Genomic DNA, 18265 nt, shown 5'->3' with positions numbered 1-18265 from the left:
GCCGTCCGGCCCGTCACGCTGGCCTCTCCTGTTGCCATACGCCCTAGCCTGTGGGGCCGATTGGTTAAGAAACCGTAAGCCGATAAAGGCTTGGTTAACAAATCGGGTGTAGGCCGGATTCGCCCCGCTGGAGGAACGAGGGAATGAGTTTCGTCCGACGCCTTGCCCGCACCCGTCCGGGGCGCTGGCTGCGCCGCCGTTTCGGCGCGCCGCTGGTCCGGCTGGGGCAGCGGCTGGACCGCGCCGTGCAGCGCCGCAGGCCCGGGCACCGCGCCCATGACCGCGCCGCCGAGGCGGCGCTGTCGGCCTTCGAGCGCCGCGGCGCGGGGGGGCCATGAGCGCGGCGCCAATCCGCATCCTGCTGCCGTTCAGTGACGATTCGACGCTGTTCTTCGTCCAGCGGATGCGCGCGGTGCTGGAGGGCCACGGCTGCGAGCTGTGCACCGCCTGGCTGACCAGCGGGTCGCCCCTGTCCTACCGGCAGCTTACGGCGGTGCTGCCGGAGGGGCCGGACATCCTGCTGCTGGCCGAGGCGTTCCGGCAGGTCACGCCGCTGCAGGAGTTCGACGCCATCGTCACCTCGCGGGTCTTCGCGCCGCTGCGCGACATGCTGAAGAAGGCGCATCTGCGGCACATGGCCGGGCGGCCCTGCGTGATCGCGTTCCAGGGCGGGCTGGATTTCGACCCCGAGCGGGGCTTTGCCAACCGCAGCCGCACCGACAGCCTGTTCATCGTGCCGAAGGGGGATATCGCGCGCTATCGCGCGGTGGCGGAGCGGCTGGATGCCGGGGCGCAATATCTGGGCTTCGGGCATCCGACCTTTCTGGGGCCGCCGCCGGTGCCGGAGGACCTGGCCGCGCGGCGCGACGTGGTGTTCTTTGCGCAGGCGCTGTCGCCGGCGACGCGGGCCGGGCGGCTGTTCGTGCTGCGGATGCTGGCGGCGGTGGCGCGGGCGCATCCGGAGCGGACGGTCTGGATCAAGCTGCGGCACCTGCCGCACGAGAACCGCGACCACCTGCATCGCGAGGAGCTGCCCTATCCGGAGCTGATCGCCGCCCTGCCCGGCCCCTGCCCCGCCAACCTGCGCCTGACCGCCGAGCCGATGGACGACGTGCTGGCGCGGGCCGGGATCGGGATCACCTGCACCTCGACCGCGGCGGTGGACCTGGTGCGCGCGGGCGTGCCGGCGCTGGTGTTTCTCGATTATGCCGAGAATTACCTCGACCCGCTGGTGCCGCCGATGCGGCGGTTGTTTGCGGAAAGCGGACTTATCGCGGGGGTTGAGGAGGTGTTGCAATTATGTCCGAAAACGCCAGAAACTCCTTGGTTAGAGACCTTCTTTATCTGCCCCGAGGCGCTGGCGGCGCAGGTGCTGGAGGCCGTGGCGGCGTTCCGGCAGCGGCCGGTGGCGGTGCGCCGGGTGCTGCCGCCGCTGGTTTAAGGGATGCGGTCGAGGAGGCCGGGATAGAGCTGTTCGAAATCGGCGCGGTAGCGCGCGGCGATCTTCCGCAGCACGTCGGGGGCGATTCTTTGCGCGATGTCGGCCTGCACTTCGGCGCGGGCATTCTTGTGCGGCAGGGCCGGCAGGCGGAGGCCGCGGCGGGCGCGAAGCTCGTAGCGGATATGGCTCCAGTCGGCGGTGATCTTTTCCACCCGGCCGATGAAATCCGGCAGCAGGCGGCCGTTTCCGGCGAGGATCGCCATCTGCGAGCGGACATGGATATCGCAGCTTTCGTCCGGGCTGGCGGCGACGCGGTCGACGAAGGCGTCGAACCCCATGCCCGAGGTCACGCCCATGTCGAGAAACCGGCGCGACAGCGCGCGGTTCTCGATCACCTTGTTGTTCCAGGCGGAGTAAAGCCGCGCGACGGGGTTGCGGACCAGGGTGAAGCACCAGGGGCGCCGGTCGGCGGGAAGCGCGGCATAGTCGGCGGCGGTGAGGGTGACGGCCTGCGCCGCGGGCAGGGTCAGCCAGTAGCGGTCCTGGTTCGGGCGCAGGCCGGGATCGGGCGAGGCGAGGCGGAACTGCTTTGCCAGCAGAAACCGGACCGAGGAATTGGCGGCCTTGGGGATGCGGCAATAGGCGAGGCCGGCGCCGGGGAGCAGCAGGTAATGCCGCTCGAGCGCCGGGGTGTCGTCCTCCGGCGGCTGTGTCGCTGGGATCGCCTGTTCCATGCCCGGATCTCAGCCGCAGAGGGTTAAAGCACCATTAACCGCCGGTAGTAGCGGCGCAGGAGCAGCAGGCCGAAGACGGTGGCGGTGAGCGCGAGGGCCGCGACGTAGGAAAGGCTGACATAGGCGGGCTCGTAATAGGAATAGAAGCCGCTGCGGGCGAGGCCGGTGAGATGGGCCAGCGGGTTGAACCAGAGGATCGCCTGCGCGGCGCGGGGCAGATCCTCGAAGATGTAGATCACCGCCGAGACGATCAGCAGCGGGCGGGTGACGATGTTCCAGACGGATTTCCAGACCGGGTACATCTCGAACAGCAGGCAGTTCAGCGCGCCCGCGCCGAAGCCGAGCGCGGCGGCCCCGGCGAAGGCGGCGAGAATCGGGGGGATGTCGAGGACGAGGCGGACGTCGAGGAGCAGGATCGCGCCGGCGAGGATCAGGCAGGCGACCATGAGCTGGGTCAGGGTGGCGAGGAGGAAGCGGGCGATCAGCGCGTCGAGATAGGAGACGGCGGGATAGACCAGCAGCCCGCGGGAATAGCGCAGCGCGCCGGCGATGGCCGCCTGCACCTCGCGGAACATGCGGAACGGGAGGTAGCCGGTGGCGTAGAACAGGATGAAATGCGTCCCTAACGAAGGGGAACGGAGCAGGAGCGAGAAGGCGAAGGACAGGATCAGGATCATGCCGAGCGGCTCCAGCACGGCCCAGACATAGCCGCCGGGGGAGCGCCCGTAGGTCGAGGCCATCTCGCGCAGGATCAGCGCGGTGATGGTGCGCAGGTTCTGGAACCGCCGCTGCGGGCGGGACCGGGGAAGGCGGAGCGCGGGGTCGGGCATGGGTGCTGCAAACCGGATCGGGCGACAGGCCGTTACCCTGCCCGGAGCAGTGTTTGTATTTTGTTAAGATTGATTGCCTAAACGGATACACGCCGGGTTTCGGCGGTCGACGGCCCCCCTTCCCGGCACCAGGAGGAGCGAACCGGAGACCCCGAGACCCGTGGCTGAACACCTGTCGCGTCCGGCCCGCGAAGCGGCAGAGCCCGGCGCGCCCGAACGCTCCCTGAAACGCAAGGCGCGGCTCGCCGGCACGGCGCCGGAGCGCGCCCTGGCCGTGATCCCGCCGCCCGGGACGGACGAGGAACCCCTGCCCCGCAGGCACGGGGAACAGGCCGGGCTGCCGGTGAAGGCCAAGAGCGGCCGGGTGCCGGCGCGGCGGCGCGAGGCGCTGCCGGCCGAGCCGGTGACGGTGGACGCGACGCCCCGGATCCCGCCGCCGGTGCGTCCGGCGCGGCCGCGGCGGCGGCACCGGATGATCCTGCTGAGCTTCCTGCTGCTGGTGCTGGCCCCGGTGGGCGCCGCGGCCTGGTACCTGTGGGAGCGGGCGGAGGATCAGTACGCCTCGACCCTGGGCTTCACCGTGCGCCGCGAGGAGGTGCCGGCGCCCACGGATTTCCTGGGTGGGCTGGCGGGGATGTCGTCGCAGGGTTCCTCGGATACCGACGTGCTGTACGAATTCCTGCAGAGCCAGGAACTGGTGCAGCTGGTCGATGCGGAACTGGACCTGCGCGGGCATTATGCCGCCCCGGTCGGGACCGATCCGGTCTTTGCCTTCCACCCGTCGGGCACGATCGAGGATCTCGTCGCCTACTGGCGGCGGATCGTGAAGGTGTCCTACGATCCGGGATCGGGCCTGATCGAGCTGCAGGTGCGGGCCTTCGCGCCGGGGATGGCGCAGGCGATCGGCGGGACGATCCTGCGCGAGAGCTCGCGGGTGATCAACGAGCTGAGCGCCATCGCCCGCGAGGATGCGCTGCGCTATGCCCGCGCCGATCTCGACCTGGCGCAGGAGCAGCTGAAGACGGCGCGCGAGGAACTGACCGCGTTCCGCTCGCGCACCCGGATCGTCGACCCCGGCACCGACCTGCAGGGGCAGATGGGGGTGCTGACCAACCTGCAGCAGCAGCTGGCCGAGACGCTGATCGAGCTGGACATCCTGCGCGAGACCTCGACCGAACGCGATCCGCGCCGCACCCAGGCGGAGCTGAAGCTGGGGATCATCCGCAACCGCATCGAGGAGGAGCGCGACAAGTTCTCCGCCGATGCCGCTGCCGGGGGGGAGCAGGATTACGCGACGCTGGTCGCGGAATTCGAGCGGCTGACGGTGGAACGCGAATTCGCCGAGGAAGCCTATACCGCGGCGCTGGCGGGTTTTGCCGGCGCCCGGGCCGAGGCGGAGCGGCAGAGCCGCTATCTTGCCCCCTTCATCCGCCCCACCCTGGCCGAGCGCGCCGAATATCCGCAGCGGCTGGTGCTGCTGGGGCTCGCCGCGCTGTTCGCGGGGCTCGCCTGGGCGGTGCTGGTGCTGGTCTATTACTCGCTGAAGGACCGGCAGTGATCCGGCTGGACGGCATCTCGATGCGCTTTCCGGCGCGACGCGGCTGGAAGGTGCTGTTCGAGGATGTCTCGCTGACCTTCCCGACCGGGCGCGCGGTGGCGCTTCTGGGCCGGAACGGGGCGGGGAAATCGACGCTGCTGCAGATCCTCGCCGGAAGCATCGAGCCGACGCGCGGGCGGGTCCTGTCCGACGGCACGATTTCCTGGCCGGTGGGCTTTGCCGGCAGCTTCAACAAGAACATGACCGGCGCGCAGAACATCCGATTCGTGGCGCGGGTCTATGGCGTGGATACCGGGGAACTGCTGGCATTCGTCGAGGAATTCGCCTGTTTAGGCCCGCATTTCCACATGCCGGTGCGCAGCTATTCCTCTGGCATGAAATCGCGGCTGACCTTCGGCGCCTCGATGGGGATCCGGTTCGACACCTATCTGGTCGACGAGGTGACGGCGGTGGGCGACGCCGCCTTCAAGCGGCGCAGCGCCGAGCTGTTCCGCGCCCGGCTGGCGGAAAGCGGCGCGATCATGGTGTCGCATTCGATGCGGCAGGTGCGCGAGCTGTGCGATTCGGCGGCGGTGCTGGAGGGCGGCACGCTGACCTATTACGGCGATCTCGACGAGGCGATCGACCGGCACGAGCGCAACATGGCCCGGGCGGCATGACGGAAGCGGCGCAGATCCGGCGGCTGAAGCGGCAGATCCGGGCGCTGCGCTGCGCGCCCTCGCCGATGGTGCCGCTGGCCGGTCTGGCGCGGCAGCGCTGTATCGCCTGCGGCGGAACGGACCTGTCGGTCTGCCGCTACCCGGCCTATCAGAGCCGGTTCTTCGCCGGGCTGATCCTGGCGCAATGCGGCGCCTGCGGGCTGGCCTGGGTGCCGCTGCCGGGGCTGGATCTGGACGACTATTACACCAACCATTACGCCGACGAGTTCCGCGTGGAGCGGGCCTATGACGGCGCCTTTTACGGGCCGGAGAACCCGATCTGGTCGAAGCCGGAGCACAAGGGACGCGACCGGGCGCGGGGCCATGCGGCGGACCTGGCGCGGTTCGGGCCGTTTTCGCGGGTGCTGGATCTGGGCGCGGGCGAGGGGCTGTTCCTGCACGCGGTCGAGGCGGCGGAAAAATACGCCGTCGAGCCCGACGCCTATTCGGTGCGTATCCTCAGGGACGAGCTGGGCGTGACGGTGCAGGATCTGGATGCGCGACGCGATTTCTTCGATCTGGTGATGTCGTCGCATTCGCTGGAGCATTTCACCTATGACCGGCTGGGCGGCGTGCTGGCCGGGGTCCTTGCCGCGCTGCGGCCCGGCGGGCTGTTCCATGTCGAGGTGCCGGCGGGCGCGGCGCAGCTGGAGCGGTTCGTTTCCGGGGAGCGCGGGACCCGTCAGCGGCTGGAGCCGCATACGCTGTTCTTTTCCAGCCACGCGCTGGCGCTGGTGCTGGCGCGGGCCGGGTTCGAGCTGGTGGAAAGCGCCGTCTGCCCCTGGACAGAGACGCATATCGGGGCGGACCTGCCGGCACCGGCGGTGCGGCGCGCGGGGCCGGCGCTGATCGTTATCGCACGCCGGCCTGATTAATCGGCCGGGTTAACCGGTGGTCTCCTGCGCCTCGAGCCTGGCGAGAAGCTGGGTGGCGGCGCGGTGGCCGCTGCGCACGGCGAAGACCCGGCGCAGCGCGGCACGGGCGGCGCGCGCGTCGCCGGTCTGTTCGGCAAGGCGGGCGGCGAGGAAGGCAAAGTCGATGGCTTCGGGATAGGTGTCCGACAGGGCCTGCGCCCGTGGCAGCAGGGCGCGGTGCAGGTCGGGGCGGCCGTGAAACCCCGAGTCCAGCATCAGGTATTCCAGCGCGGTCCAGTCCGGATTGTCCTGCAGCGCGGCGGCGAGATGGGCGTGGGCGGATTTGTGATCACGCTCGAGACAGGGGGCGATATAGCCCTGAAGCACGGCAAGGCGCTCTGCGCTCAGCGGCGGGCCTGTCGTGCAGGGGATGCCGATATCCGGCACCTCGTCGCGGGAGAGGATGGCGCTGAAATAGCGGCGCAGCCCGACGGCGCGGTCGATGCGGACCGGCAGCATGTGATCCTCGTTCGCGTATTGCAGGACACGGCAGTGATCGGGGGCGGGGTCGTCCTTGTAGAGTTGCGCGATGTTGTACGCGTCGATCAGGTCGAAGCTGCCGAACAGGATGGTGAAGCGGGTGCGGGTGGCAGCGCGGACGAGGCCGGAGATGTCGGGGGTGTGGACGGTGACGCCCCTGCCCGGGCCGCGGGCGAAGCGGGGGTCGACGATGAGCTGCGGCGCGATGGCGAGGACGCGGCGGGCCCCGAGGCGGGCGCCGAAATACAGCGCCGCGTAGCCGCCCATGGAGGAGCCGAGCATCCAGATCTCGCGGTAGTCCCGCGCCACTTCGGCGATGCGCGTCTCGATATCGGCGAGGGTTTCGCCATCGGCCAGGCCGTTCTGGTACCAGGCGGTGCCGAAGGGGTCGCGGATATGCAGCCGGTCGGGGCGCATCTGCCGCGTGGCCTTGAAGAAGGTGAAGCTGCCGGCATTGGCGGCGGAGAACACGACCAGCAGGCGGCCGCCCGCACCGCGATGAAGCTCGAACACGTTCTCGATGGGCCGAAAGGGCACCAGTGTCACCGTTTACCACATACGGGGCACAGGTAAGCACAGATCGGGGCCGGGCGGCAAAGCTTTCCGAAGCTCGCATTTTAGCGAAGCGCCCCGTTCCTGCCACGGCGCCGCCGCGCGGCGGCTGGGGCGCAGGGCTATCCCTCTGCGCGGGGGCCGAACCCAGGGGTGGGTGAGGGGATGGCGAGCATATCGCATGTCGCCACGCTGTCTGCGGATGCGGAGGGCGTGGCGGCTCCGGTCGTGGGGCTGGAGCTTTTCGAAACCGCGGACGGACCGCTGCTGCAGGGCTACACGGCCGAGGGTGCGGTGCGCGGGACATGGCAGCTGGATGTCGGCGGGACGGAGGCCCACGATCCCGGCGAGGTCTTCGGGATTTCTTCTCTGGAGCTGGGGTTTTCCGGCACTTCCTGCAGCCTGACGGACGATCAGCTGGCCCGCCTGGCCGAGGCCGGGACGCTGCGGCTGGCGCTGGACGGGGCCGGGCCGCGGGTCGAGGCGGCGTGGATCGACCGCGGCGATACCGGCTGGCTGTTCGTCGAGGATCCCGAGGGCGGGATCGCGCGGTTCGGGATCGGCGACGCGGCGCTGGCCGGTGGCGGGGTGCTGGCGGTGGAGGCGGCGGATGTCACGGAAAGCGCCGGCGTCGACGATTTCGTCTTTCACGAGGCGGCGGGCCACGATTTCCTGATCGGCGTGTCGGCGGCGGAGGACCGGGTGTCGGTCTGGGAAGTGGCGGCCGATGGCGGGCTGGCCGAGACCGGGCGCGCGCCCTCGGGCATCGGCCTGTCGTCGCCGGAGGCTCTGGCCGCGGTGACGGTCGGGGGCGCCGGTTACGTGGTCACGGCGGGTTCGGGCTCCGGCTCGCTCAGCGTCTTCGCGCTGACCGAAGACGGCGGGCTGCGGCTGACCGACCATGTGCTGGACGACGGCGCCACCCGGTTCCGCGCCGCGAGCCATCTGCGGGCGGTGGAGCTGGACGGCCGCGCCTATCTGGTGGCGGCGGGCAATGACGGCGGCATCAGCGTGCTGGGCCTGATGCCGGGGGGCGAGCTGGTGCACCTGGCGAGCCTTGACGGGGTGGCCGCGATCTCGGCGCTGACCGTGACGGTGCTGGACGGGGAGATCCGGATTTTCGCCGCGTCAGAGACGGAAACCGGGGTCAGCGAGATCGTTTTCGATCCCGAAGCGGGGCTGATCCTGACCGGCGGAAACGGCGACGATACGCTGGACGGCGGCGATGGCGACGACATCCTGCGCGACGGGGCCGGGCGCGACGAAATGACGGGCGGCGCGGGGGCGGATCTGTTCGTGCTGAGCGCCGATGGAACGCCGGACGTGATCCGCGATTTCGACCCGGCGGAGGACCGGCTGGACCTGTCGCGTTTCGAACTGCTCTACGCGCTGGCGCAGCTGGGGTTCGAGGCGACCGCCGACGGCGCGGTCCTGACCTATCGCGACGAGCGGGTGGAGATCGTCAGCGCCGCGGGCACGCCGCTGAGCCTGGCGGATTTTTCCGATGACACGATCCTGAACCTGAACCGGCCGCCGAAGCCGGTCCTGCGCTGCGCGCTGGATGGCGAGGCGGGCGCGGACCGGCTGGTCGGCAGCGAGGCGGGCATGGAGATCCGCGGCTATGACGGCGCCGACGTGCTGGTGAGCCTTGGCGGCGACAACCTGCTGGACGGCGGCAGCGGCGAGGACTGCGCCGATTACTCCGCCGCCGGTTTCGCGGTGGCGGCCGACCTCGCGGCGGGGCTGGCCACGCTGGGTGCGGACTGGACCGACCGGCTGGTGGCGATCGAGGACCTGGCGGGCAGCCGGTTCGGAGACGTGCTGGGCGGCGATGACGGGGCGAACGAGATCGCCGGCATGGCCGGGGCCGACCGGGCGGCGGGCGGCGGCGGCGCGGACCTGCTGACCGGCGGCGCGGGCATCGACACGCTGGAGGGCGGCGACGGCGATGACGAGATCATCGGCAACACCGCGAGCGATTACATCTACGGCGGCGAGGGGAATGATTCGCTCTATGGTGGCGAGGGGCGCGACAGCCTGTACGGCGATGACGGGGACGACCTGCTGATGGGGGGCACCGGCGGCGACCGTCTGGAGGGCGGAGACGGGGCCGACATGCTGTTCGGCAGTGCCGGCAGCGACGTGCTGATCGGCGGCGACGGCGGCGATGACCTGCGCGGCGCCACCGGGGCCGACCTGCTGATGGGCGGCGCGGGCGACGACACGCTGACCGGCAGCCAGGGCTTCGACACGCTGGAAGGCGGCGATGGCGACGACAGCCTGAGCGGCGGATCGCGGGCCGACCGGCTGGACGGCGGCGCGGGGAACGACACGCTGAAGGGCGGCGTCGGGGCGGATGTCTTCGTCTTCCGGGACGGCGGCGGGCGGGACGTGATCCGCGATTTCGCGCTGGCCGGGGACAGGCTGCTTCTCGACGCCGCGCTGTGCCCCGACGCATCCGACGCGGCGCAGATCCTGTCGGAATTCGGCTTTATAGAGAATGGAAATGCGGTTCTGGATTTCGGCGATGGCGACCGGCTGATTCTGACCGGGGTCGGCGACCTGGACGCGCTTGGCGGCGATATCGCCTTTCTCTGATCCCCTGCCCGTTCAGCCTGGTTAACCCTCTCTTAAGCAAAGACCGGGATGGTTAACCCCGGGTTTCGCGTGGGAGAGAGTTGCCAGCGGCCATGAAGGACAGCCAGGTCACCGTGGAGTCGCTGATGGCCGATATCGCGCGCTACGAGCGCACGATCGGCGACCTTCTGGCGCGGAACGACGCGCTGGCGGCCGAGATCGCGGGCCATGAAGCGGCGCGGCGGGCGCAGTTCGACAACCGGCAGAATGAGAACGGCACCGATATCGCCGCGCTGATGGCGGCGGTGATGCGGCTGGCGCTGCAGCAGGGCCGCAATACCGACGCGGTGCTGCGGCTGCTGAGCGGGATGCGGGGCGAGGAAACCCCGGAGCTGACCGAACGGCTGGACCTGTCCGCCGCCTATGTGCAGGCGATCGACACCGTGCTGGCCGGCCGGTCCGTCGAGCGGATCAGCGATCTGCGGATCGCGGTGGAACCGGAGATGCGGGTCAGGGGGGTGCGCGGCGAGGTGCTGTTCTCGGGCGAACTCGACAAGCGCGGGCGCAGTTCGGTCCTGCTGCGCGAGAACCGGGAAAAGGGCGTGCATGCGCTGATCTTCCCGCTGGGCGAGGTCACCGTGACCGGGCTGCGCGGGGTCAGCCTGGAGATCCTGCCGCGCGAGCTGGGCGTGGTCCGGCTGCGGCTGCGGCAGGGGGACGATTACGGCAACCATGCCGAGGTGAGCGTCGACCTGGCCTCGGGGCGCTATGCCAACCTGCGCTCGGGCGTGCTGCCGGAGCGGCAGGGGGTGACGGTGCGCGAGCTGAGCGGCGGCTGGAAGAGTATCCTGTTCGAAAGCGCGCTGGCGCCCGCCGGGGGGGCGGCGGAGCTGGAGGTGATCGCGCTGAAATCGCTTGAATCAGTCTCGAGTCAACGCCCCGGAACCGGAAAGGAATGCTTCGCGCTCCGGTCGCTGAAGGCGCTGCGGTCGGACGGGCTGGTGGCGCGGGAGGTAGCGGACGCGGAGCGGGAGATGCGGGGCGAGGCCCCTGCCCCGACCGCAATCGAGTACCGGCTGAAGATGCCCGCCGAGGAGGCGCGCCGCGCCGAGAAGCGGGCGGCCTATCTCGCCTCTGGCGCCTACCGGGCGCTGAGCCGGTTCCGGGACATCCACCGCGGGCGCCGCGCCTTCCTGATCGGCAACGGGCCGTCGATCAACGGGCAGGACCTGACGCTGCTGAAGGACGAGGTGACCTTCGTCACCAACTGGTTCGTGAACCATCCCGATTACGAGGCGATCGACCCCGGCTATTACTGCGTCTCGTCGCACGAGATGTTCGGCGGCTGGAACGCCGAGGCGCCGAAGCCCAACGCGGCCTGGCTGGAGAAGATGCTGCTGAAGGCGGGGGGCACGCAGAAGTTCTTTTCCTTCGCCTTTCGCGAGCTGCTGCTGGGCGGCGGGATCTTTCCGCCCGAGTGCTGCGATTTCCTGCTGTTCGACCGGCCGAAATACCAGGTGGACCTGAAGGGGGACATCAACCTGGATCTCACCCAGCCGATGGATGACGGCTATACCGGGATCATCACCTTCTGCCTGCCGCTGGCGCATTTCATGGGGATCCGGGAGATCTATCTTCTGGGCTGCGACTGCGATTACGGGCCGATCCGGGACGGCGCGCCGAAATCCTATTTCTACGATTTCGCACAGCACGGCACGCGGACGACCAGCGACGAGGGGCTGTTGCGGGTCTGGGCCGAGGGCGGGCCGGCGTTCAAAGCCTACGAGGTGGTGCGCGACCGTTTCGCGCTGGATGGGATCAAGATCGTGAACTGCACCGATGGCGGGCGGCTCGAGGTGTTTCCGCGGCTGGCCTACGAGCAGGTGCTGGGCCGGGGCTGATGGAGCGGACGGTCCTGTGTTCTGTGGTCGATGACGGATTTGCCGCCGGGTTCGTGGTGATGGAGCGGAGCCTGCGGCACCACAACCCGGACTGGACCATGCCCGTCATCGCCATCGACAGCGCCGATGCGCCGCTGTCGGCGGAGGCGCGGGCGGTGATCCGGGAGCATTGCGACAACGTGCATTTCGCCCGCGCCCGCCCCGCGCATCTGGCGCCGGTGCAGGCCTATGCCCGCGACGTGATCGGCACGCCGGAGCGGCTGTGGCCGGCGCTGGCGGTGCTGGAGGCGCTGAGCTGGGACCGGTTCGACCGGGTGATCGCGCTGGACAGCGACCTGCTGATCCGCGGCTCGCTGGAGCCGCTGCTGCACGCGCCGGCGAATTTCAACGCGGTCCGGGCGCGGCATGCGAAGCTCGATATGCCGATGGGGTTCTTCAATACCGGGGTGATGGTGCTGCACCGGCCGCTGCTGCTGGGGTTCGAGGTGGCGCGGATCCCGGACTATCTGGGCGGGCGCAGGCCGGTGCCGGGGACCGGGCTGGCGGATCAGGCGGTGCTGAACATGCTGATGCCGCATCCGCTGGTGGGCTGGATGCCCGAGCGGCTGAACTTCACCAAGCGCAGCCTCGCCGTCCGGATGCGGGCCGGGCAGCCGGAGGGGTTCGGCGACCCCGGTGCCATCGACGCCTGGCTTGCCGCGCGCGATGTCGCGGTGGTCCACTATGTGGGCGAGAAGCCGTGGAACCCGAAGATCCGCGCCGGCGAAAAGGATTATGCCGCGGCGGAGGCGCTGTGGCACGCGGCGGCGGCGCGGTTCGGCGGCGCCTCGCTGTTCCGGCACATGCAGCGGCAGAGCCGGCTCTGGACCGAGCGCTATGCCGAGAGCCTGGCCGCAGCGGCGGGCCCTGAAGAAGAGCGCGAGCGGCAGATCGCGCGGGCGATGGGGCTTTGACGGCGGTCGGGTTCTTCATCGTGGGGGCGATGAAATCGGGCACCTCCTCGCTGCGCGACATGCTGCGGCAGCATCCGGAGATCGATCTCTACAAAGGGGAAATCCACTATTTCGACCGCGCCGACCTCTATGCCCGGGGCGCGGAGTGGTATCACGGGCATTTCGATTTCAGCCGCCCTGCCCTGCATGGCGACAAGAGCCCGTCCTACAGCCTCGATCCCGGCACCCCGGCGCGGCTGGCCGCCTATAATCCCGGGGCCCGTATCGTCTGGATCCTGCGCGATCCGGTGCGGCGGCTGGTGTCGAACTACCACCATTCGAAGCGGCGCAGGCCGGAGGCGATGGAGATCGCCGAATCGCTGGCCCGGGCCGGGGCGCTGGCGGCGCGGAACAGCCCGATGGCCTATCTTTACCGCTCGCAATACGACCGGCATCTCGACGCCTTCCTCGCGCATTTCCCGCGGGCGCAGCAGCATGTGACGATCTTCGAGGAGTTCCTTTCGGACAGCGCCGGGCAGGCGCGGGCGCTGGCGGAGTGGCTGGGGGTGGACCCGGAGGTGCCGATGGCGTTCCCGCACAGCAACGAGAACAGGGCCGGGGTCAAGCGCCGCTATCCGGTGGCGCCGGAGGTGACCGCGGAGCTGCGGGTGCGGCTGGCGCCCACGGTGGACTATGTCGAGCGCTTCCTCGGCCGGGAGATCCCGGCCTGGCATATGCCCTAGACGCCCGCCGGGGCGGCCCCCTGCCCCGCCATTTGCTCCTGCGCCATCTGCCAGAGCGCCATGTCGGTCTCGAACAGGGCGCGCAGCACGCGGAGATCCTTTTCCGACAGGTCGCCGCGGGTGACGAGCCCGGCCGGGTTTTCGACCCGGCCCGCCGCCGCACCCATGGCATCGTCGAGCCGGTGGAAGCTGGGCGCGCGGTTGCGGTCGAGGGCGGGGTCGAGCCCCTGCCCCGTCAGATCGCGGCAGACGGCGTCGAGCCCGTCCATCGTATGGAGCCGCACCCGGTGGCGGTCGAGAAACCCCTCGAGCGCGGCAAGGTGCCAACGGCCGCAGAGGTAATAGCTCTGGAAGTTCGGGCGCCACATGCTGATCCGGTGGCAATATGCGAAGAACTGCCAGAAGCTCAGATCCTTCACCTGATCGTAGTTGCGGGTGTGCCTGGCATTGGTGGCGAAATTGTACATCGAGATCGCGGCCGCGACCGGTTCGCGCACGATGGCGGAATAGCGGGCGCCGGGCGGCAGCAGGTCATGCGGGAATTTCGGGTTGTGGACCATCACCACGTCGATCCCGGCAAAGCCGGTTTCCGCATGCGCCCGCAGCGCGGCGTCGTGCCGTTTCGAGATGTAATGGAAGAAGCGCGGCCCGAGCCGCGTTTCCAGATGCGCGGTCAGCGTGGTGCCGCCGCATTTCGGCAGGTGCAGGAAGACCTGCGGCGCAGACCCCGGCATGCCGTCCCTAATCCTGTGCGATCCGCGCCCTGAGCGCGGCAAGCTCGGCCCGCAGTTCGAGGATGTAGAGCGTCTGTTCCTCGACCGTCCGGAGCAGCGCCATCTGCATCTGCGCCATGCCGAGCCCCGTCGCCGCCACATCGCCGGCCGAGGGGATGCCCGGCAGGTGACGGTTCCTGGCGATGAAGGCGGCGAGGTCGTCCAGCGGCATCAGCTCGTAACCCTCGGCAAAGACGTAATCGGGCACGTTCAGCCGGGTGCCGCCGACGATCACGTCGCCCTTCTTTACCATCAGATCGCCGCGCAGGACGGTGACGTCGCCGTTCTTCGAGATCCGCAGTTCGGTGCCGCCGGTGCCGTTGAAGGAGATATTGAAGTCGTCGTCGTTGAGCTGCAGCCGCATCGTGTCGTTGTCGGCGCCGGCATTGCCGTCGCGCATCCAGATCTCGGCGCGGCCGGTGGGCTGGATCGATTCCAGCAGCAGGTGCGGCAGGTTGTTGGGCACGTCGGCGCGGACATGCAGCGGCGCCTCGGGCGTGGCGGTGCCATAGCCGACATGGCCGGTGCCGCCCTCGATCACCATGGCGTCGTCGCCGGCATCGGGCTGGATCCGCAGCGCCAGCGCGCCGCCATGGCTGGTGTCGCGGATGAAGAAGCCGGCCTCGTTCCCGCCCATGTCCCAGGTCTGGGGCCTGAAGCCGCTGGCGCCGTCCTGTTCGAAGCGCAGGGCCGGCGTGTTGCCCGAGAGGATGTGCAGGTCCAGCATCGGGTGCGCCTGGCCGATCCCGACATGGCCGGTGGCGTCGACATAGAGCGCGTCGGCGGGGGCGTCGCCCTCTATCCGGAACGGGATGCGGCCGGCATCGGCATCCTCGATCGCGAAAAAGCTGGGGCCGCCATTGTCGGTGTCGTTGAGGATCAGGCGCCAGTCCCGCGTCGGGAAGCTGCCGGTGGCGGAGGTGTCGGCGAAGTGGAGCCGCAGGTTGTTGCCCTTCAGGCGCAGCGTGTCGAAGCCGAAATTCTCGCCGCTGGCGCAGTCGACGCCGATGCAGGCGGAGTCCTGGACGATCACGGTATCGGTAAAGACCTGGGCCCGGGCGGGGGCCGCGGCACAGGCGGCGGCCAGCGCCATGCCCAGCCAGGGCAGGCGCGCATGCGTCGGGGTCATCGTTACTCCTTTCACTCGTACGGATGCGGCCGGAACAGGGCCGCGCCCCGGCGGACGATGCCGGGGGAACACATGGCCGTCAGTCTAGAGAAAAAAGGTTAATTCCCGAAACGCTAAGATGGCCGGGAGAGCCGCTTGTCGAGCCAGCCGAGGAAGGCGCGGTCGGGGGCGCGCAGGCGCGGGCGACCGGTGCCTTCCCACCAGGCCTTCCATTCGGCCTCCAGCGCGTGAACGTCCCAGCCCGGGGCGCGCGCGCGGGCCTCGTCCAGCGTTCCGGCGCGCAGGACCGGCGCCCCCCCTGCCCCGCGTACCCGGCGCGGGCGGACGCAGAGGATGTCGCCGGGTTCCTCCTCCAGCCGGTAGCCCGGCAGGTGGTCGGAGGCGATCATCTCGCGCAGCATGGCGCGGAACACGCGGCGCGGGCTGGCGGAGCCGGATTTCTTGTGCAGCGTGGTGACCGAGATGCGCCAGGCGGGCTGGTGGCCGCAATGCTTGCGGGCCAGTTCGTAGATCCGGCGTTCGAGGGGTTTGCGGAGCCGGAAGTAATCGCGGCTGAGCGTCAGGACGGAGCGGCCGAGCACCGCCTGGTAGAGCCAGTCGGACAGCGTCACGGCGACGCTGACCATGCGGCCGCCCCTGGCCTTGCGCAGGATCTCCCAGCGTTCGATCAGGCCGAAGCCGGTGGTGATCTCGTCCTCTCCGGTGACGATGTTGGTGGTGATCCGGGTGCCCGCCAGCCGCTCGAACGCCTCGCGCAGGCGGCGGTAGGCGTCGCCGCTGGTTTCGCGGTTGGTGGCGACCAGCAGGTCATGGGCGCGCAGGTGCAGGGTGCGGCTGACCTCGCGGCCGGCATTCAGCGCCGCGACGAGCTGGCTGATGCAGTAGATCAGGATGTCCTTGTCGTGGATCGTGGCGCGGCCCTTGACGCTGGGCGTGATCTCTACCGCGACGCCGTTGTGCGAATAGCCGAGCACCTTGCGGTCGGGCCGCGTGCTGAGCGAGAAGATGGGATGTTCCATCGAGGCGAGATCGTCCTTGGGCAGCGCCGCGAAGATGTCGCAGACGAAGAAATCGCCCGTCGGATGCCTGTCCGGCAACAGGGCCCCTGCCCCTGAGATCGGCCCGCTCATGCTCCGCCCCGCTCTGCCCGCCGCGCGGGTTTGTCCCGCGACTCGCTTTCGTGGTTTCAGTGACGCCCAGCCTAGGGTTATCCACAGACCCCGTCCAGCGCCCGGTTCGGGGGATCGGAGTCGCTTTACCGTGGGATCGGAGTCGCACCTTCGGGGGTTCGGAGTCACCCGCACGGTCCGGCAACACCCCGGGCGCGAAGAAAACAAGGGCTTTGCCGACAGGCGCCAATGCCCGTAACTAGTAAATAACAGGATTCTAACGGCAAAGATTCTTCCGGCACCCGGCCTTCCGGCCACGGGAACAGGCGGAAAACCCCGGATTTGCTTAGAAAAGCCGTGTTTTGTGCTCGAAATACTTCCACATGCTGCGTTTTCCGGTATATTGAGGAAAACAGCGCACATGGGACGGAGATTTCATGGCACAGACAGAGCAGCCTCCCTATTTCAACATCTCGCCCGACGCGGCGCTTGCCGAGCTGGGTCAGCCCACCACGAGCGGCGATTTCGCCCGGATCGCCGAGGCCTGCGCGCGCGGGCGGTCGGACCTTGCCAGCCGCGGGCTGGAGGAGGACGGCAGGCGGCAGCTGCGGCTGTTCTCCACCTGGGAGATCACCCGCTACCTGATCCCGGTCGCGACCCCGCATTTCCGCCGGGTGCTGAAGGCCAATCCGAACCTGCCGCAGGGCCGGTCGGAGACCGAGGGCGGGGCGAAGTGGTTCACCCTCGACGAGGTGCTGCGGCTGCGCGCGCATTTCGCGACCGAGGGGTCGAAGGCGAAGGAATACCTGCCCTACCGGCCCAAGGGGCTACCGGCGAAGATGGTCGCGGTGGCGAACTTCAAGGGCGGGGTCGGCAAGACCTCGACCTGCGCGCATCTGGCGATGTCGGCGGCGCTCGACGGCTACCGGGTGCTGGTGGTGGATCTCGACAGCCAGGGTTCGATGACCTCGATCTTCGGCGGCAGGGTCGCGGATGAATGGGGCACGGTGTTCCCGCTGCTGGCCCGGCATTACGCCGAGCACCTGCGGCGCGAGAACCAGGGGCGGATGGACCGGGGCGAGGCGCCGGTGCCGCTGGACGAGACGCTGACCGAGGCGCTGGGGCTGTCCTCGGCCGATATCGTCCAGAAGACCCACTGGCCGAACATCGACCTGATCGGCGCGCAGCTGAACCTTTACTGGGCCGAGTTCCAGATTCCGGTCTGGCGGATGCAGGCGCGCGGCTGGAAGCTGTGGGACGCGCTGACCGACCGGCTGGAGGCGGACGGGGTGCTGGACCAGTACGACATCGTCTTTCTCGATACCCCCCCTGCCCTCGGCTACCTGACGATCAACGGGCTGGCCGCGGCGGATATCGTGCTGGTGCCGCTGGGCGCGTCCTTTCTGGAATTCGACTCGACGGGGCGGTTCTTCGACATGCTGCATTCGACCTTTTCCTCGATCGAGGAGGGCGAGAATGTCGCCGCGCGGGCGCTGGGGCGCGAGGAGATGGCCTTTGAATGGGACGCGGTGCGCGCGGTGATCACCCGCTATGACGGGGCGCAGCAGGCGGAGCTGGCGGGGCTGATGCAGGCCTATCTGGGCCGCACGCTCAGCCCGCACCGGCAGGATTTCACCGCGCTGATCGGACAGGCCGGCGAGCAGGTGAACGGCATCTACGAGGCCGATTACCGCGACTTCAACCGCGAGACCTATGTGCGCGGGCGCGAGGCCTTCGACGAGACCTATGCGGCGTTCAAGCGGCTGCTGCTGGGGATCTGGCGGCGCGACGAGATGGCCGCGCGGCCGGAGGCGGTGGCGTGAGTGTTTCGCGTGCGAAACATCCGGGGGCTGCGCGCGGTCCGGTCACCGGATGTCATCGGATGGCAGGATAG

General features: G+C 69.3%; 16 protein-coding genes. 10 read left to right on the top strand and 6 right to left on the bottom strand.

Annotated features, from left to right (window positions below; translation table 11 throughout):
* Positions 1-143 precede the first annotated feature (143 nt).
* Entirely contained in the window at positions 144-338 is a 195-nt protein-coding gene (locus tag HCO70_RS24425) for a hypothetical protein (RefSeq protein WP_172300533.1), read from the top strand.
* Positions 335-1441 (top strand): DUF6716 putative glycosyltransferase, encoded by a 1107-nt coding sequence (locus HCO70_RS24420; RefSeq protein WP_172300532.1) that lies wholly within the window; start codon positions 335-337, stop codon positions 1439-1441. Before HCO70_RS24425 ends, HCO70_RS24420 begins: the two co-directional genes overlap by 4 nt.
* On the opposite strand, the gene HCO70_RS24415 is transcribed toward HCO70_RS24420, so the two are convergent.
* Complete coding sequence (locus HCO70_RS24415) at positions 1438-2175, bottom strand: sulfotransferase family 2 domain-containing protein (protein ID WP_172300531.1); 738 nt, start codon at positions 2173-2175, stop codon at positions 1438-1440. The genes HCO70_RS24420 and HCO70_RS24415 overlap by 4 nt on opposite strands.
* A gap of 23 nt (positions 2176-2198) precedes the next feature.
* Positions 2199-3005: an ABC transporter permease gene (locus HCO70_RS24410; RefSeq protein ID WP_172300530.1), complete on the bottom strand. Its 807-nt coding sequence runs from the start codon at positions 3003-3005 to the stop codon at positions 2199-2201.
* Between the two features lie 160 nt (positions 3006-3165).
* Between HCO70_RS24410 and HCO70_RS24405 the strand changes: the two genes are divergently transcribed.
* Genes HCO70_RS24405 through HCO70_RS24395 form a run of 3 tightly spaced genes read left to right on the top strand, consistent with a single transcriptional unit; the run spans position 3166 to position 6136 of the window.
* Positions 3166-4563, top strand: a complete 1398-nt coding sequence (locus HCO70_RS24405) for a sugar transporter (RefSeq protein WP_172300529.1) — start codon at positions 3166-3168, stop codon at positions 4561-4563.
* On the top strand, positions 4560-5222 hold the full coding sequence (locus HCO70_RS24400; RefSeq protein WP_371742329.1) for an ABC transporter ATP-binding protein: 663 nt from the start codon (positions 4560-4562) through the stop codon (positions 5220-5222). The genes HCO70_RS24405 and HCO70_RS24400 overlap by 4 nt, the downstream gene beginning before the upstream one ends.
* Positions 5219-6136, top strand: coding sequence for a bifunctional 2-polyprenyl-6-hydroxyphenol methylase/3-demethylubiquinol 3-O-methyltransferase UbiG (locus HCO70_RS24395; protein ID WP_172300528.1), 918 nt, complete (start codon positions 5219-5221; stop codon positions 6134-6136). Before HCO70_RS24400 ends, HCO70_RS24395 begins: the two co-directional genes overlap by 4 nt.
* A gap of 9 nt (positions 6137-6145) precedes the next feature.
* Here HCO70_RS24395 and HCO70_RS24390 read toward each other — a convergent pair whose 3' ends face one another.
* Positions 6146-7192, bottom strand: a complete 1047-nt coding sequence (locus HCO70_RS24390) for a YqiA/YcfP family alpha/beta fold hydrolase (protein ID WP_172300527.1) — start codon at positions 7190-7192, stop codon at positions 6146-6148.
* 180 nt (positions 7193-7372) lie between these two features.
* Here HCO70_RS24390 and HCO70_RS24385 point away from each other — a divergent pair, with 180 nt between their 5' ends.
* The 4 genes from HCO70_RS24385 (at position 7373) to HCO70_RS25075 (ending at position 13360) form a co-directional block, all read left to right on the top strand.
* Positions 7373-9805, top strand: coding sequence for a calcium-binding protein (locus HCO70_RS24385; protein WP_172300526.1), 2433 nt, complete (start codon positions 7373-7375; stop codon positions 9803-9805).
* Between the two features lie 92 nt (positions 9806-9897).
* Positions 9898-11685, top strand: coding sequence for a hypothetical protein (locus tag HCO70_RS24380; RefSeq protein WP_172300525.1), 1788 nt, complete (start codon positions 9898-9900; stop codon positions 11683-11685).
* Positions 11685-12638 (top strand): hypothetical protein, encoded by a 954-nt coding sequence (locus HCO70_RS24375; protein ID WP_172300524.1) that lies wholly within the window; start codon positions 11685-11687, stop codon positions 12636-12638. The genes HCO70_RS24380 and HCO70_RS24375 overlap by 1 nt, the downstream gene beginning before the upstream one ends.
* Before the next feature lie 20 nt (positions 12639-12658).
* Positions 12659-13360, top strand: a complete 702-nt coding sequence (locus tag HCO70_RS25075; protein ID WP_371742330.1) for a sulfotransferase — start codon at positions 12659-12661, stop codon at positions 13358-13360.
* Here HCO70_RS25075 and HCO70_RS24365 read toward each other — a convergent pair.
* The 3 genes from HCO70_RS24365 to HCO70_RS24355 form a co-directional block, all read right to left on the bottom strand.
* Entirely contained in the window at positions 13357-14094 is a 738-nt protein-coding gene (locus tag HCO70_RS24365; protein ID WP_172300522.1) for a sulfotransferase family 2 domain-containing protein, read from the bottom strand. The two genes, HCO70_RS25075 and HCO70_RS24365, sit on opposite strands and share 4 nt — an antisense overlap.
* 7 nt (positions 14095-14101) lie before the next feature.
* A complete protein-coding gene (locus tag HCO70_RS24360; RefSeq protein ID WP_172300521.1) occupies positions 14102-15262 on the bottom strand; it encodes a hypothetical protein in 1161 nt (386 codons plus the stop codon).
* A 113-nt stretch (positions 15263-15375) separates the two neighbouring features.
* Entirely contained in the window at positions 15376-16392 is a 1017-nt protein-coding gene (locus HCO70_RS24355; RefSeq protein ID WP_172300520.1) for a replication initiator protein A, read from the bottom strand.
* A 416-nt stretch (positions 16393-16808) separates the two neighbouring features.
* On the opposite strand from HCO70_RS24355, the gene HCO70_RS24350 reads away from it, so the two are divergent.
* Positions 16809-18194, top strand: a complete 1386-nt coding sequence (locus tag HCO70_RS24350; RefSeq protein ID WP_172300519.1) for an AAA family ATPase — start codon at positions 16809-16811, stop codon at positions 18192-18194.
* Positions 18195-18265 lie beyond the last annotated feature (71 nt).

The sequence above is a fragment of the Pseudoruegeria sp. HB172150 genome (assembly GCF_013184805.1).
In the GTDB taxonomy this organism is placed as follows: domain Bacteria; phylum Pseudomonadota; class Alphaproteobacteria; order Rhodobacterales; family Rhodobacteraceae; genus Psychromarinibacter.
The sequence above is the reverse complement of the archived record's forward strand: the minus strand, read 5'-3'. Positions and strand labels throughout refer to the sequence as shown.